We start from the raw sequence: 15,064 nt of genomic DNA, 5'->3' as shown, positions 1-15,064 counted from the left end.
GTTGCTACGCTGCCGCTTTAGCGCTGGCTATTACCTTCAATAATCTGCCAGTCGCTTGGTGCGGTACCCATACTTGTAACTCTCCAGACCGCTGCGGCATCTGGGGGGCGCAACCGGGCGGCAGTCAGTGAGGTATCAAACCGCCCCAAAACCTGACCCGTATCGCTTGCGATTTCGACCGTGAAAGCGGGCGCTTCGCCTTCCCAGATCAGTTCAAGTTCTTCTGAATTCATTTCTGAGAACAATGGAGTAGGTGTTGTTTCCGGCTGGAGCGTACTTGTGCCGCCCATTATTCCTTCTCCGCTGGCCAAACTGTGCCAACGCGCTGCTACAGACGGTGCATAGACGACCCCATCACCGGTTTCGAACATCTGTGCAAGATACCTCGCTGCGCGTTCATGCCCCCGTAACGCAGCCCGAGTGTACAAAATTGCCATGACTCGGGTATCCACGCTGTTCAACGCATCCTGAAAATAGTCTTCAGCCTCGGGCGCAGGGTTAGCTGCAACCGGTTTGACCAGATTGGACAGATCCTCTGCTTCGCTATTGGTAGCTGGCAGAGGCCCAGCAATAGAGGTAACCGGCTCTGAACTCGTGCCCGCGGTCAGTTTGGCCTTATCCGGCGGTGTCTTGGGTGAGGGGCCGGGCGGGGCAGTTGATGGAGTCGTGGGCGTGGAGGTTTCGGCGGGTAGGGGTGCGGTCTCTGACAGACCTCGCACCGGCTGTGGGGCAGGCTCCGGGTTGGGTTCAAGGGCTCCTGCTGCAAGTTCCCCGACCGGCTGCGCTTCAGTCACAGCAACTTCGTCCTGATCCGGCGCAACTTCCGGGACGGTCGCGACATTCTCTGGCGTGGGTCTGATTGGAAGGCCATTGGTCAGCAGAGTCTGTACCCATGGGTTCAGGAAAACGATCACGGCAGTCAGACAACCAAAAAATCCCGCCACGACCAGCCTTCTGCGCGGCGCACGCGCCGGAACGACCGGGTCATTCAGAGCCAGTGGTGACGCCTCAACGGGATGGGCGCGTGCCTGCCTCAGAACCCTCGGCACCTCCACCTTTTCCTTGAAAGGCGACACCGGCGCGCTGACTACCTCGCCGGGTTCCGGCAAAATCACCCGTTCAACGGTTCCCAGCCGGAGTGCCAGGGTTATAGGGTCAATACATTGGTGGAAAAGCCGCTGCGCGGCAGGATGGTCTATAACCTTCAGGTCTTCCTGCGCGGCAAGAAACAGCAGCGCTTCGCATAGCTTGTTGATCAGGCGTGGAATTCCGCCTGCTTTCTTGTGGATATATTGCGCTGCATCCGCTGTGAACAGATCATTTTTTGCGCCTGCTCGTGTCAGGCGAGTGCGGATGTACGCCTCGATTTCACCAACGGGCAAATCCCGCAACTGGACTGTTTCGCCAATCTGTTTCCGTAGCGTCTGGTAGCCCAGTTGCCTCAGAAGGCCGCCAAGCTCGGCCTGACCGGCAAGCAGAATGGGCACCGGACCGGAACTGCTACCGTCTGAAATGGTGCCAAGTACCTCGGACCCTTCAGGAGACAGGTTTTGCGCCTCGTCTGCGATGATGAGAGGGGTCTTCCCCGCCTTTCTGATTTCGTCCAGACCCCGTGCAATTTCGATCTCGGCAGGTAAACTGGTCGCAGTTTTACCCATGGCAACCATCAACCGCTGCCGAATGTCGGCGGCATTGCCAAGCATATTGGTCATCAGCAGAATATGGTGGTTTCGAAGGATATCAGGATCGTTGCTCAGCGCGTTTGTCAAAAGCGTCTTGCCTGCGCCGGTTTTCCCGATCAGCACCGTAACGGGCGCATTCCGGAGTAGCTCGACCTTTATCGTGTCAAAGGCACGCCTGTAATTTTCCGACCAGTACGTAAAGTCCAAGTCTGGTGTGATCGCAAACGGCCTGTGCGCAAGATCGAAACAATCGAGATACATAACAACCCTGGATAACTATTTACATAACGCAAAACCTATATTTGGTCGAGCCCACGCGCCCGGTTCGCCGTGTATTTCAGTCGCCCAGAGGATTGCTGTTGATCCCCGGAAACATGAATTTGCCAGACGGCGCGAAACCATAGGGTTCGTTGGCATCGATGCCAGATCATTCTGGCAGCATCCCTGTGTGTAACCTAGCCAAATCGAAGCGAAATGTCAGTTTTTCCATGGCCGGGTCGGAATTCTCATGACAATTTTACGCCACGCCGTTCTTCCGATGAAATTGCCCGATCATTCCGAGCGGAACGGTTAATGGTTGGCGGCTTCAATTCGGTCACCTGACCGCCATTTGAAAATCAACGTTTCACGGCCCGGCTAAGTATATTCAGTTAATTTCCTAATCAGAACAGACGTTTCGGGGACGGTGTTGACGTTGGTGCCTTCATCTGGAGACAGCATCCAGTTGCGGAGAGGCCTGGATCATCTCGTCCAGAATGGAACCAGCCTCATACCCCAAAAGATCGACTTCCATCCGCCCCGGGTCTCCGAATGCCCACGCGCCGACGTTCCGTTGCATCCTCACATAGCCGACATGCCTGGCCAACGCGTCTTTTCCATGTGCGTTTTCTGCAAACATCACCTGACCAGCCGCTACCTTATTCGGCATCACACGCTGCAGGTACAAAAGTACAACGTTGACGTTTTCCACACTGGAGCCCCCGTGGTGTACCACGTACATCGATGCCCAATCATCATCACTCATCGCGGCACGCGCGTCGGATACGGCGGCGTGGAGAGCGATCAATTCAGCGCGCGCGGCTTCACGCATGTTTTGTGCCCATATCGGGCGGATGTCGTTGATAACTTTGAAGACGGCTTCGCGGGTTAGTTCATTCCGGCTAACTGCATTTTTTGTGAAAGCGCGCGCCTTCTCAAGCATCTCCCGTTGGCTGACCAGTGAATCTTCCGGCAGGCCGAGATCACCAATTGCAGCAAGAACCGTATCGATTTCCGTCGAAATATTTGAAAATTCGCGTTTCCAGCGTTCTTCGTCTGCAGTACCTTCCGGCCATGGCGTAACAGCACCGATGATACCCAAAAGCACATGCGTTACGGATTTGAGATGCTGATAGCGCGGAGCATTCCTTGGGTAGCTAGCCTCGCCATCTTTCGAGATTACCGTAACGTCGCGAGCAATCACCATGATGGGCCGCGTATCAGCAGTAAGTTCATCCTGACCGCGATGAAATATCGAAAGCATTGCGCTATTGAATGTTTCCAAGGCCTTCTCGGCATCACTTTGATCTGCAGATGCGTTAGTCGAAGACAAAACTATGGCCACGCTCAAACCGGTGGCGGTTTTTACAAGTCGTCGTATCAATGAATTCTGCATGTCGCACATCCCCTGAATCAGGTTCGCCAAGTCATCATACATCGTTGGTGCGAATGGTACGAACGTAACGCCGTATGGCAAACAAATGCCTGAACTGTTCTGAGGGTCACCGTTTGGCCTGATCATGGGTCAGTCGCGTCATCGGAATTTGACGTCGGCCGTTCCGAAACAAAGGCAAGGCCCGTGACAAACGGCCTATACGCGCCCAAAAACTTCCTCCCATTGGCATAGGTCGTTTCCGTGACCTTGGGGACTCACGCTGAATCCGCCCCGCGGCAATCCTGAAAGTACTGCGCTTCGGGGGAAACGATGCCACACATCCGCGTCCTGATAGGTCAATTCGAACGTCGGGTTTTCGCCGAGGGACTTTCAAGCTTGTTGCGCGATGATCCGGACTTTGATGTCAGCCTGATGACCGACGACTCTCAGGCTGTAAACCTGATGGAAAGTGACGAAAACATCGTTGTGATACTTGAGGCGCGCGACGGTATTGAGCGTCCCGAGCTGCAGCCCAAATCCGACAGTGTTGCAGTTATCTTCATGTCTTCGGAGGAGCCGGACATTCAGATCGCGCTTCGTCAGGTTGACCGGTCGCGTCTGCGGGCGGCAATTCGCCTCTGCACTGACATTCCGCCGCCACGCGTGCTTTCGCTTGGGCTGGATACACCCAACCATGCACCCTGTTCGTTGCCGCATTTCCGGAGTTCAGAAACCTCGGTGCTGGCACCGGTCGTTGCATGGCTCGACGCCATTTTTGCAAGTGCATTGGCCGAACTGGCCGAGGCGCGCGGTTCGGAGATGTCAACGGCCTGGATCGGCGACGTAACCCATCTTGCCCAAACGTTTTCCGCCGGCGCTCCCACGACCCGGGACGAGGTATCCAGGCGGTTCGACGCTTTGCTTTCCGCCAAAACCTGGCAATCCAGCCCGCTGGGCGTCGTGGCGCAGGATCCGCAGGAAATCCGTCTGTTGTGCCTGGTTGCCGCGCCTGATCTTGACTACCGATATGCGCAAGCGGTGGGTGTTCTTCAAAACGATTATGCCTCGCCCCGTCCCAACGCCACAACATTGGCGCGACTGCTTGGGCCCGACTATATCGGTGCCGATGTGGCCGCTCTGATGGCAGGTTGCCGCCTTTTCGCGCGCCTGCGGGCGATCCGCCATGATGATGGGGACGCGCCCCAGCCAGGTTACCGGGCTTCGAATGTTCTGTTGACGCAGCTAATCGGCGCGCGGCGACGGCAGGGAACGGGCTGGCGTCTACAGGACGAGGGGCTGCCACCGCAGCAGGAACTGGCCGATGCCATCGCCAGTATGCTCGGCGTGGCGAACCAACCTACGATCCTGGCTGTTGGCGATGGCCCGGCAACGGCAGATGAAGTCTCGGTAGCTGTGCGTGCAGCGGGTTTTGCCGTGTTACGCATTGATTGCAAGGCACTGGCGGGTGACGGCTTTGGTGATCGGATCGCCGATTGCGGCCTGACTGCATGCCTGAACAACGCCGTGGTTGTGTTCGAAAACTCTGAGGCTCTCGCGGAAAATCAGCGCGCAGCCTTTTTCGGGTCCGATATCTCGGATCTGCTGCCGGGTGTGATCGTTGTTGGATCGCACGCAGCCCCGGTTGGCGGAGACGCGGTTGCCTTGCGAGTGCACCGTGCCGGAATTGCCGTCACAGTACGCCGTTGGCAATCGGCCGCGACAGATCACGGTCTGTCATTGACCTCGGATCAGGCGCGCAGGCTGGGTGGAACGCTACGCTTGCCGATAGCTGACATTGATGCCGTCACACGCATGGCCGCCGGTCGTTGCCGGCTGGGTTCCGACGCTACGGACGAAGAACTCATCCTGAATGCCGCGCGCGCAGTTGCAGCGCGTCACGCACCTGAGACCGTTCGCCGCCCGCCTGCAATTTTTGGCTGGAACGATATTGTTTTGTCCGAGACGGTTCGGCAGCAGGTGGCCAGCATCCCCGATCACGTGCGCCATTCGGCTCAGGTGTTGGATGATTGGGGATTTGCCTCGCGTTTGCCATATGGGCGAGGGGTCGGTGCGTTGTTCTCGGGCCCGTCCGGGACGGGCAAGACCATGTGCGCACAGGTTATTGCCCGGGCGCTTGGTGTCGAACTCATGCAGGTCGAACTGTCCCGCTGTGTATCAAAATACATTGGTGAGACCGAAAAGAACATCGACGCCTGCTTTGCGGCGGCCGAGGCCGCCTCGGCCGTGCTGCTGTTCGATGAGGCCGACGCGCTGTTTGGCAAACGAACCGAGATCAAGGATGCGCACGACCGCCATGCGAATGTCGAGGTCGCTTACCTGCTGCAGCGGATCGAAGCCTACGAAGGTTTAGTGATCCTGACCACGAACCTAAAGAACAACATCGACACGGCGTTCCTGCGCAGACTGCGGTTCTGCATCGACTTCACCATGCCTGCCGAAGCAGAGCGTGAGCGCATCTGGCAAGTCGCAATTCCCGACACTGCGAAATGCGCAGAAGATGTGGACACGGCCTTTCTTGCCCGTCGTCTGCCTTTGTCCGGCGGTTCTATTCAGTCCATCGCGGTCAATGCCGCATTCCATGCCGCAGCAGCCGGTTGTGAAGAAATCCACATGCGCCACGTGATGACGGCCACACGCGCCGAACTGATCAAGAACGGCATGTTCAGTACCGAGAAATCGATTGCCTGGAACGATTGTGCCACTGAACGGGAGGCGCATGCATGAGCACCAATGCGATCAGTCAGACCACGCGTGCGTTTCAGAAGCTGGTGCATCAGTCGCTGACAGTTCCGGGCGCACCAGATGACCTGATCTTTATCGGGCCGCCTGCAAAGGGACAGGTTGGTGATCGCATCGTATCGCTGTTCCCGTTTCATCTGGTTCCCAATCCCGAGATGCGCAATTCCGAGCGTTACAGCAGGAATGACGACCCGGACCCGCGACCGCGCAATGCGCTGCCGATGGATATCCGTTATCTCATCAGCGTTTTTCGTCCCGAAGGCGCGACCGAACCAAGTGAGTTGGAGCGCCTGGGTGAAATTATCGCCGGAATCCACGCGAACCCGACACTTGGTGGGGCGCTTCTTCCGGATCAGGACGTGAGGCTTACAGCCGAGCCTTATCCAATGGAGGAACTTAGCCGCATTTGGGGCCTTTTTGTCAGTTCCAGCTATGTGACCTCTGTCGTCTACCTCGCCTCTCCGGTGTTCATCGAAGCCGGTGATGTGATGCGCGGTGTGCCGATTGAAGAACGCAGGCTTGGGTTCGGGCAATCCGCAGCGCCCCGCAACTACCGCGCAAGCGCAGGGCTGGAGGGGTCACCATGACCCACAACTTTGCCATCCATCCTTTTGATCAGGGCGTCTATCCGCTGGACGTGGTGGTGACGCCGGTTGATGATTTCACCGGCTTGCCAATCCTGCGCGGCGTGACTGCAACGATCCCGGCGCAGGCGGCAAAGGCGCAACGCGGGCTCTCCGGAAACCTAATCTTTGAGCGTTTGGTCGCAAAGCCGCAATACATTATCAGACTTGATCCTTCGCGCGCCGGTTACTTCACGCCGCCGGATTTCCCGGTGGATATGCCGCAGGATCGAGATGCCCGCATTGTGCGCCTGATCCGCAGACCCGATGCGATCCGGGATGGCGAAACCATGTTGGTGAGGGGCTCTGTGTCTCATGCAGGTGAACCGGTTCAGGGCCAGTTGGTCGAAGGTCGTATTGCCGACATTGCCGACCCCTTCCGTACGCAAACCGATGAACGTGGGAATTTTGCACTGCGCCTGCGCCCACCTTCGCCTGACCTGAACGCTGACCCGCGCCCGGTGCCGCTGATAGCCGACGTGGTTCTGCGTTTGCCCGGTGTGGCTGGAGTGCCGGCCATACTGCTTGATGAAGTGAAAGACCTGCAGACATGGGCACCGCCCGTGAACGTGGTGATCCCGTGAACCCAGATCCCCAGGAGGATGCCATGAGTGACAATGACAAGACCAAGACAGACGCGGCAACCGAAACCGAAGCTGCAACTCCGGCCGAGGAAACGAGTGGTGAAACCACCGAGGGTACCACTGGGTCAGAGACAGGCACGGATGAGCCCCTGGGGTTGTCCGATATCCTCAAGGCGCTTTTGGAAAAGCGCCCCGAGGCGGCCGCAGCTCAGGTGGAGGACGACATTGCCGACCTGACCAAGCTGATTGCCGAAGTTGATGCTGCCAAGGCTGGGTACACGGAAGAGGTCTATGAAAAGCTGAAGGCGGACGAAGAATATCTGAACTCCGAAACCGAGAAGCTGCGTAATTCCCTGAAGGCGGCACTGGGTCAGGATGCGCTGGATGAAATCGAAAAAATCGAAGAGGACGCTGTAAAAGCACTCCACACCGCCAAGACCGCAATGGACGATGCCAAGGCGGTTGTCGAAGACAAAGAAAAAGCCGTCGAAGACGCTGAGAAAGAACTTGCCGCCGCCAAAATCAGACTGGACGTCTGGCGCAAACCTGCCCAAAGCGTGGGTGCGCGACTGAAGCAGGCGCAGGGTTTGATGGCTACCATCAAGGAACTGCGCAACGGTCCAAATCGCGGCGAAGCCTATTGGCGACTGGCCCTTGGCGATTTCCCGGAATTGGCGGATCAGGAATTTCTGCACAAGGTTTTGAAATTCCCGCCGCCCATAGTTTCGCCTGACGAACTGGAGCCCGTGATCGTCGCGGCCTGGAAGAACTTCAAAACAAAGCGCACTGCCGCCGTCCGCGCGGGCGTGGAGCTTGAGAATGCAAAGGCGGCACTGAAGTCGGCCGAGGCCGATCACGCCGCACTGTCCAAGAATCTCGTTAAGGCGATCGCCGACGCTCTGGCCGAGCGCGAGGCCGCCCCCAACGCGGCATAAAGGAGATCTGAAATGCCCGAATATCTTGCCCCCGGGGTTTTTGTAGAGGAAATCGAACGTGGTCCCAAGCCTATCGAAGGTGTCGCGACCTCGACCGCAGCCTTTATCGGTGAAACCGAACGTGGGCCAACCCGCCCGCGGCTTGTTACCGGTTATGGTGAATACCTGAGACTTTTCGGAGACGTATTCGCCCCGGACAAATATTTGCCCTTTGGCATCAAGGCGTTCTTCGACAATGGCGGCCGTCGGGTCTACATCGCGCGTATTTGCGGCCCGAACGCCGTGCGCGCGGAATTCGACAGCGACGGCTACACAGTACAAGCAAGCGGCCCAGGCGGCTTTGGAAACCGCATATTTGTGCGTATCACCCGCTCGACCACGCAGAAGCTGAATGATGCGGGCGACGCGCTGGAGCCGGTAGGCTTCCGGTTGCAGGTCGCCTATTGGACCCGTGGCGATCCGGCGGATCTGTTTGATCCGTTTGAACAGGGTGGTGACGAACGTCTGCCGCCGCCTGCTGCAGTCGAAGAATACGACGATCTGTCACTAGATCCGGATAGTCCGGCTTACTGGAAAAAGATGATTTCGGATACCACCTCGGCGCTTATCACGCTGGAAGTGGACGATGAGAACGCCACGCAGCCGGGTGATGGGGACGTCATATCAGGCTTCATGGTAAACGGCGATGATGGCGATCCGGTGACGTCGGTTCAGTTCGACGGGGACAAGGACGATGCTGGCAATGTCTTTGACGATCCGCTGGAATTTCGCGGCCTCGCCGCGCTGAATCTGGACGCCTACCGGGACGTGGCCATCATCCATGCCCCCGGCATCGGCAATACCGACGATGCAAGTGCGGCGATTCAGCAAGCAATCGTAACCCATTGCGAACGAAATCGTTTCCGCTTTGCGGTGTTGGATTCCGCAGCGAATCTGAACGCTGTTTCAGATGATCGGCTAAACCCACGCAACCGGATCGATACGCAATACGGTGCCTTTTATTACCCATGGTACTTCACGCCACATCCGAAAACCGGTGTAAAAACCAAAATCCCGCCCGGCGCGGCAGCTTGCGGCATGTACGCGCTGACTGATAACACGCGCGGAGTTTGGAAAGCCCCCGCCAATGTGCCTGTCGCTGGCGCGATCGACCTGGAGTATGACATCAATACCGGTCGACAGGAGGTGCTGAACCCCCGGGGTGTGAACTGTATCCGCCGTTTCCCCGGTCGAGGCATCCGGATGTGGGGTGCGCGTACGCTATCGTCCGACCCGCTCTGGCGTTACGTCTCGGTCCGGCGGCTTTTCATCTTTCTTGAAGCGTCGATCTACAACTCGACCCAATGGGTGGTGTTCGAGCCGAACGACCAGCAACTCTGGGCTCGCGTCAAGCAGACCATCACGCTGTTCCTTCGGGCTCAGTGGCGCGAGGGCGCGCTGTTCGGCGCCAAGGAAGAAGAGGCGTTTTCGGTCGCGGTCGGGTTCGACACGATGAGCCAGTCGCAGATCGACAACGGGCAACTCATCGTCGAGATCGGCATCGCGCCGGTTCGGCCCGCGGAGTTTGTTATCTTCCGCGTTTTCCAGAAAACCATCGAAGCCAAAAGCTGACGCTTTGTCAGGAGGTTAAGACATGGCACGTAAGGACCCGCTCAGAAATTTCCGCTATCGGTTGGAGATCGAGGGCATCGACCAGGCCGGGTTTTCCGAGGTCGCTGTCGGCGACGCTTCGAACGAACCCATCGAATACCGCGAAGGCACGGACATTACGACGGTTCGTAAGCTCAACGGTTTGAACAAATACGCCAACATCACGCTCAAGTGGGGCATCACCGACAGCACGGAACTTACCGACTGGCATCAGTTGGTCGTCGATGATGCGACGCCTCTGGACGATGCGCGGCGCAATGTAGTGATCCGCGTCCAGAACGAGGCGGGCGAAGATGTCGTAGCTGTTGAGGTCGTGAACTGCTGGCCGACCAAGCTGGACTTTTTCGACCTCAACGCAACTGGAAACGAGGTTGCAATCGACACGCTGGAACTGACCAACGAAGGCATCCGCCGCATTCAATAGGAGGGCAACTAAATGGCGTTTCAGACCGAAATCGAGTTTTCGCTGCCCAAAGGTTATCTTGACGGCGACGGAAATCTGCACCGCGACGGCACCATGCGCCTGGCCACAGCAGCAGACGAGATCCTTCCCCTGAAAGACCCACGGGTGAAACAGAACCCTGCCTATCTGGCAATCATCGTTCTGTCGCGTGTTGTGACCCGACTTGGGTCTGTACCCGACATCAACACCAAGGTCGTCGAAGGGTTCTTTGCGTCTGATCTGAATTACCTTCAGGCGCTTTACGAGACCTTCAATGACGGCGAAGCTGATCTGCCGGATCATGGCCAGCAAGCGGTCGGGCGGCCGGAAGGGTTCGGTCTGGTGGGGGAGGTCTGAGGCTTTATCCCCTCGGTGAGCTCTACCAGGAGATGGCCTTTATCGCGTTCCACTTTCACTGGTCGAGTGCAGAGCTTCTAGACCTCGACCACGCCGAAAGGCGGCGCTGGTGTTCCGAGATTTCAAACATCAACCGCCGTCTCGATGGCCCGCAGAACCAAAATCTGCTGGCAGCGCTTTAGACAGGAGTTACCGCAATGGCTGACCCGCATCGCAGTTTCCGCTTCCGGATTGAGGCTCAGGGCCTTGATCGCGGCGGTGTGCAGACGGTGGGCGGGCTGGAACGGACGACCGAGTTGGAACCCTATCGGGAAGGCGGCGTGAACGATCACGAAATTCAACTGGCTATCAAGACGACGCAGACAGCTCTGACCCTGAAAAGAGGGCTTCTGGATACTTGGTTCTGGGACTGGCACGAGGACGTCGTACGCGGTGAGATCGAACGGCGCACGGTGTCGGTGATCCTGCTGGATGAAGCGGGTGAAGAAGCGTGGCGTTGGGTATGTGCGGATGCCTTCCCGACAAAATGGACCGGTCCGGAACTTGACGCTGTTGGCAGTGCCGTCGCGGTGGAGACCGTAGAACTGGCCCATCACGGACTAACCCGTCAATGACACGTGCACCTCGGATATCACCTCGGCGGCCTCTGGTCGTTCCACCTGATTTTGGGGTGGTGGTCACGGGTTGGCCGATGCATCGGCAAGGTCGTGCCGGGCAGCATTCCGGCGAACACATCCATGAGGTTGATCGCCATTTCCGCGTCGAAAAACCGACGCAGCCTGCGCAACATTCCGAAGCGCCGATAAACCTGTCGGTCGCGAATTTCCATCTGTCGCCTCGGTTCTCGGTTATCTGGAATGAATGGAATGCTGCGGTAGAGCGACTACGGCAGCCCTTGAAGTCGAACATTGCAACAAACCGCGCGGAAACCTGGGACACGCACAAGGTCCGGCACCGCGTCAGGGCATCCTATTTCCATACGGAGACGCTGCTGGAACGCGTTCACCGCGCGTTGCCCGGGCCGCCGTCCTATTCACGATCTGCTGAGGTTTCGAAACCCCGCCATGGGCGATTGACGGCAGCGCTGTCAAAGCTCCGCTTCCGCGCTGTGATGCAAGATGAAGACGCAGGACCGTCAAGAACCGGTAAAGCTGCACGTGTCCATGGCGACGCAGTCGAGCAACGGACAGGCCGCTACGGTACAACTGAACACCGTGCGTTGCGCCACATCATCAGCACAGTCACGCGCCGCAATCTTGGCGTCGAGCCGGTCGAGATCGGTGAGGCGCAGATTACTGAGAGCAATCGAAAAGACTGGCGCAGCCTCCCTTCAACCGGGGAAACGGTCGCACCAAGAACCCGGTCGGTTCAGCAAACTGACGCGCCAACCAGCGTTCCTACACCTGCCCAACGGCTCTTTGCCAAGCAACCCTCGGCCGCGCTGGCCGACGAACCGACAACAACGCGCATGTCGCGCAGTGCTGCCGAACGAACGTTCCGGTCACCGGATCGGCAAACGCAACCTGAACGTCAGCCCGAGGTTCAAAGGCGCGTCCAGAAACCTCAAGAACCGAAAATCGACATTGCCCGGCTGGACGCCCAGCTTTGGCAACGTTTCCAGAAACGCCTTCGCATCGAACGCGAACGGCGGGGAAGGGGGTGAGTCATGGCAACTCAACTCGTCAAGGCCACGATCAAAATTCTCGAAGGCCGCAACAAGGATCAGGAACTAACCGTTCACTTCAACCCCACCGAATACGCGGTGGAATATGGTGCGAGTTATCAGGAAACTCCGGTTCCCGGCCTGTCGAACCCGATCCTGCAATTCGTCAACGGCAATTCGGAACTGCTGTCGATGGACCTTTTGTTCGACACCTACACGGATGGTGGCGGTCGTGATGTATCAGAAGACACCCGACGTTTTACCGATCTTCTGTCTATCGATGCCGACACACATGCGCCGCCGAGGGTGGAGTTCAAATGGGGCGTATTTGCTTTCCGGGCCATCGTGGAAAAGATCAGCCAACGCTTCACGATGTTTCAGGGCGACGGAACACCGGTTCGCGCGACACTGTCGGTCAGCTTCAAGCAATACCGGACCATCTCGGAACAGCTTGAAAATCCACGCCGCAACTCTGCCGACAAAACAAAACGCCGGGTGCTGGGCAAGGTGGAAGGTTTCCGGCCGACTGCCGCCACGCTGTGGCAACTCGCGGCCGAGGAATATGGCGAGGCCCGGTTCTGGCGGCAAATTGCGGCAGAGAACGGCGTTGAGGATTTGCGGGCATTACGACCCGGAGACGTGATGCGCGTTCCGCCGCTGGAAGGTTTCGCAACGAGGGAGAGTCTCAGTGGACGTCGAAACGCTTGAACAAAAGCACTCTGACTACTTCGCACCGGCATTTGTTATCACCGTTGGCGGCGATGATCTGGTGCGGGATCTGTTCCTGACGGTTGCTTCGATAAACGTTGATCTGAAGGAAAAGACCGCTGGTCGGTTTTCGATCACGGTCACCAATGCATTCAACTGGGAGCATCGCGAATTCGTTGCCGGTGAAACCGAAGAGCGTGTTGATCTCCTTGAACTTTTCGCCTTTGGAGCTGAGGTTGAAGTAAAGCTTGGTTATGGCGAACCGGCGCGGCTGGAAACGGTGATTGTCGGAACCGTCACCGAATTGAAGACAACCTTTGGGGCCGGGGGAACGCCCTCGCTGGAGATCGCGGGTTACGACAAGTTGTACCCTCTCACCATCGGTAAACAGACCCGGAATTGGGAAGACGTTCCCGATAGTGATGCCGTGGCCGACATTGCGTCTTTGCAAGGCCTGGACACTGAAATCGTCGCTACGGCGCCTGCCAAGCCGCGGATAGACCAGAACGAGGAAACCGACATGGCATTCCTCGAAAAACTGGCCGAGCGCAATTCGGCCACCTTCTACATTACGGATCGCAAGCTTTACTTCGGCCCGCGTCGGCGCGACCACGCGGCCGAGATCAGCCTGCCGTGGGGCGGGGGCCTTACGACCTTTTCACCCGAAGCCAATCTGGCCAAGCAGATTGCGGCCGTCGAGGTTGTCGGCACATCCGCCACCACTGGGGAACAGATTGTTGGCCGCGCCGAGCGCGGACAGGAAGAAGGCCGCGATCCGGGTGATGAAAGCGGCCCCGAACGCCTTGCCGGGGCGTTGGCCGCTCAGCCGGTCCTGCGTGTCCGGTCGGGGGTGCATACACAGGAAGAGGCTGACGCTCGCGCGCTTGCGATATTGCAGGAGCGTGCGCAGGACTTTGTGACCGGCAGCGCCGAGTGCATCGGCCTGCCGGAGCTGCGCCCCGACATGAACGTCGCCTTCGACGGGCTGGGACGGGGATTTTCAAAAACCTACTGGATCAGTGGGGTTGTTCACGACATTTCGGGAGGCGGCTTCACCACGACCCTCAGCGTACAGGAGCCATCCCTATGAACGATATGTACAACATAATGGCCGGTGGCGGCAGCGAGGAAGATCGTGGCAGCGGCTATCCCAAGGGCCTCGCCTTTGGGACAGTTCAGGGCGATCATGACCCCAGTGGTCTTGGTCGTATCCGTGTCAGGCTTGAACTGCATCAGGATGACGAGACAAGCTTTTGGGCACGGCTCGCGGTGCCGATGGTCGGCAATGAAACGGGAACATGGTTCCGGCCGCACGAAGGTGATGAGGTGCTTGTCGGGTTCATTGGAGAAGATGCCTCGCACCCCGTTATTCTGGGCGGAGTTTGGAACAGCAACGCCCCCCCGCCGGAATTCCAGTCGGATGAGAGCAACGAGGTTCGGGTCATCCGAACGCCAGACCGGCATGAATTGCGTTTCAATGATGGTTCCGACGCCGAAATCGAGCTTCAGATGAGCGATGGCAGTCGCCTGTTCCTGAAGGACGGTGAAGCGACGCTTGAAGACCGCCAGGGGACCAAAGTGTCGATGAAGGACGGCACACTGACTTTGGAAGCACAGACCAAAATCGAACTGTCGGCCCCGACGATTGAAATCAAGGCGCAGACACAGCTGAAGCTGAGCGGTGGCGGAAGCTGCAAGATCGAAGCCGGATTGGTGGAGATAAACTGATGGGACAACCTGCCGCCCGCCTCGGAGATCAGACCAGCCACGGTACACCGCTTGCGCCGGGAATAGGTGCGACGACCGTCCTGATCGGCAAACAGCCCGCTTGGCGCGTTGGTGTCGATACCCATGTCTGCCCGCTGGTCACCGGTGTTGTTCCGCATGTTGGTGGAACGGTCGCCATCGGTTCCCTGACCGTGAAAATTCAAGGTTCCTTTGCTGCCCGCCTGGGGGATCAGGTTGTCGAGGCTGGCCCGCCGAACACCATCGTCAAAGGTGCCTCTAACGTATTGATTGGATAGAAA

At 58.0% G+C, this 15,064-nt stretch carries 16 protein-coding genes; 14 read left to right on the top strand and 2 right to left on the bottom strand.

The window, feature by feature from the left end:
* Positions 1 to 17 precede the first annotated feature (17 nt).
* Entirely contained in the window at positions 18 to 1,889 is a 1,872-nt protein-coding gene (locus ACR0NW_RS02440) for an ExeA family protein (RefSeq protein WP_480449040.1), read from the bottom strand.
* A 496-nt stretch (positions 1,890 to 2,385) separates the two neighbouring features.
* Entirely contained in the window at positions 2,386 to 3,336 is a 951-nt protein-coding gene (locus tag ACR0NW_RS02435; protein ID WP_480449041.1) for a hypothetical protein, read from the bottom strand.
* 309 nt (positions 3,337 to 3,645) lie between these two features.
* On the opposite strand from ACR0NW_RS02435, the gene ACR0NW_RS02430 reads away from it, so the two are divergent.
* From ACR0NW_RS02430 to ACR0NW_RS02365, 14 genes are read left to right on the top strand one after another with little or no spacing between them, the layout of a single operon-like run.
* Positions 3,646 to 6,060 (top strand): AAA family ATPase, encoded by a 2,415-nt coding sequence (locus ACR0NW_RS02430; RefSeq protein WP_480449042.1) that lies wholly within the window; start codon positions 3,646 to 3,648, stop codon positions 6,058 to 6,060.
* On the top strand, positions 6,057 to 6,662 hold the full coding sequence (locus tag ACR0NW_RS02425) for a Pvc16 family protein (protein ID WP_480449043.1): 606 nt from the start codon (positions 6,057 to 6,059) through the stop codon (positions 6,660 to 6,662). The genes ACR0NW_RS02430 and ACR0NW_RS02425 overlap by 4 nt, the downstream gene beginning before the upstream one ends.
* On the top strand, positions 6,659 to 7,282 hold the full coding sequence (locus tag ACR0NW_RS02420; RefSeq protein ID WP_480449045.1) for a hypothetical protein: 624 nt from the start codon (positions 6,659 to 6,661) through the stop codon (positions 7,280 to 7,282). Before ACR0NW_RS02425 ends, ACR0NW_RS02420 begins: the two co-directional genes overlap by 4 nt.
* Before the next feature lie 23 nt (positions 7,283 to 7,305).
* On the top strand, positions 7,306 to 8,217 hold the full coding sequence (locus ACR0NW_RS02415) for a hypothetical protein (RefSeq protein WP_480449046.1): 912 nt from the start codon (positions 7,306 to 7,308) through the stop codon (positions 8,215 to 8,217).
* Between the two features lie 12 nt (positions 8,218 to 8,229).
* Complete coding sequence (locus tag ACR0NW_RS02410; protein ID WP_480449047.1) at positions 8,230 to 9,828, top strand: phage tail sheath family protein; 1,599 nt, start codon at positions 8,230 to 8,232, stop codon at positions 9,826 to 9,828.
* 22 nt (positions 9,829 to 9,850) lie between these two features.
* Positions 9,851 to 10,291 carry a phage tail protein gene (locus tag ACR0NW_RS02405; RefSeq protein ID WP_170650596.1) on the top strand — a complete coding sequence of 147 codons (441 nt, stop codon included), beginning with the start codon at positions 9,851 to 9,853 and terminating at the stop codon, positions 10,289 to 10,291.
* A 12-nt stretch (positions 10,292 to 10,303) separates the two neighbouring features.
* Positions 10,304 to 10,666 (top strand): hypothetical protein, encoded by a 363-nt coding sequence (locus tag ACR0NW_RS02400; protein WP_480449048.1) that lies wholly within the window; start codon positions 10,304 to 10,306, stop codon positions 10,664 to 10,666.
* Positions 10,663 to 10,848, top strand: a complete 186-nt coding sequence (locus ACR0NW_RS02395) for a DUF6760 family protein (protein ID WP_480449603.1) — start codon at positions 10,663 to 10,665, stop codon at positions 10,846 to 10,848. Before ACR0NW_RS02400 ends, ACR0NW_RS02395 begins: the two co-directional genes overlap by 4 nt.
* Before the next feature lie 15 nt (positions 10,849 to 10,863).
* On the top strand, positions 10,864 to 11,280 hold the full coding sequence (locus tag ACR0NW_RS02390) for a phage tail protein (protein WP_170650595.1): 417 nt from the start codon (positions 10,864 to 10,866) through the stop codon (positions 11,278 to 11,280).
* Positions 11,277 to 12,329 carry a hypothetical protein gene (locus ACR0NW_RS02385; RefSeq protein ID WP_480449049.1) on the top strand — a complete coding sequence of 351 codons (1,053 nt, stop codon included), beginning with the start codon at positions 11,277 to 11,279 and terminating at the stop codon, positions 12,327 to 12,329. The genes ACR0NW_RS02390 and ACR0NW_RS02385 overlap by 4 nt, the downstream gene beginning before the upstream one ends.
* A 3-nt stretch (positions 12,330 to 12,332) precedes the next feature.
* The gene (locus ACR0NW_RS02380; RefSeq protein ID WP_480449051.1) at positions 12,333 to 13,037 is read left to right on the top strand and encodes a CIS tube protein; all 705 of its coding nucleotides are present in this window, start codon (positions 12,333 to 12,335) and stop codon (positions 13,035 to 13,037) included.
* Complete coding sequence (locus tag ACR0NW_RS02375; protein ID WP_480449052.1) at positions 13,018 to 14,127, top strand: phage late control D family protein; 1,110 nt, start codon at positions 13,018 to 13,020, stop codon at positions 14,125 to 14,127. Before ACR0NW_RS02380 ends, ACR0NW_RS02375 begins: the two co-directional genes overlap by 20 nt.
* Positions 14,124 to 14,765 (top strand): phage baseplate assembly protein V, encoded by a 642-nt coding sequence (locus ACR0NW_RS02370; RefSeq protein ID WP_480449053.1) that lies wholly within the window; start codon positions 14,124 to 14,126, stop codon positions 14,763 to 14,765. The genes ACR0NW_RS02375 and ACR0NW_RS02370 overlap by 4 nt, the downstream gene beginning before the upstream one ends.
* Positions 14,765 to 15,061, top strand: a complete 297-nt coding sequence (locus ACR0NW_RS02365) for a PAAR domain-containing protein (RefSeq protein ID WP_170650590.1) — start codon at positions 14,765 to 14,767, stop codon at positions 15,059 to 15,061. Before ACR0NW_RS02370 ends, ACR0NW_RS02365 begins: the two co-directional genes overlap by 1 nt.
* Positions 15,062 to 15,064 lie beyond the last annotated feature (3 nt).

This window comes from Ruegeria sp. CF5 (genome assembly GCF_056537325.1).
This window is presented reverse-complemented; position numbering and strand designations above follow the sequence as displayed.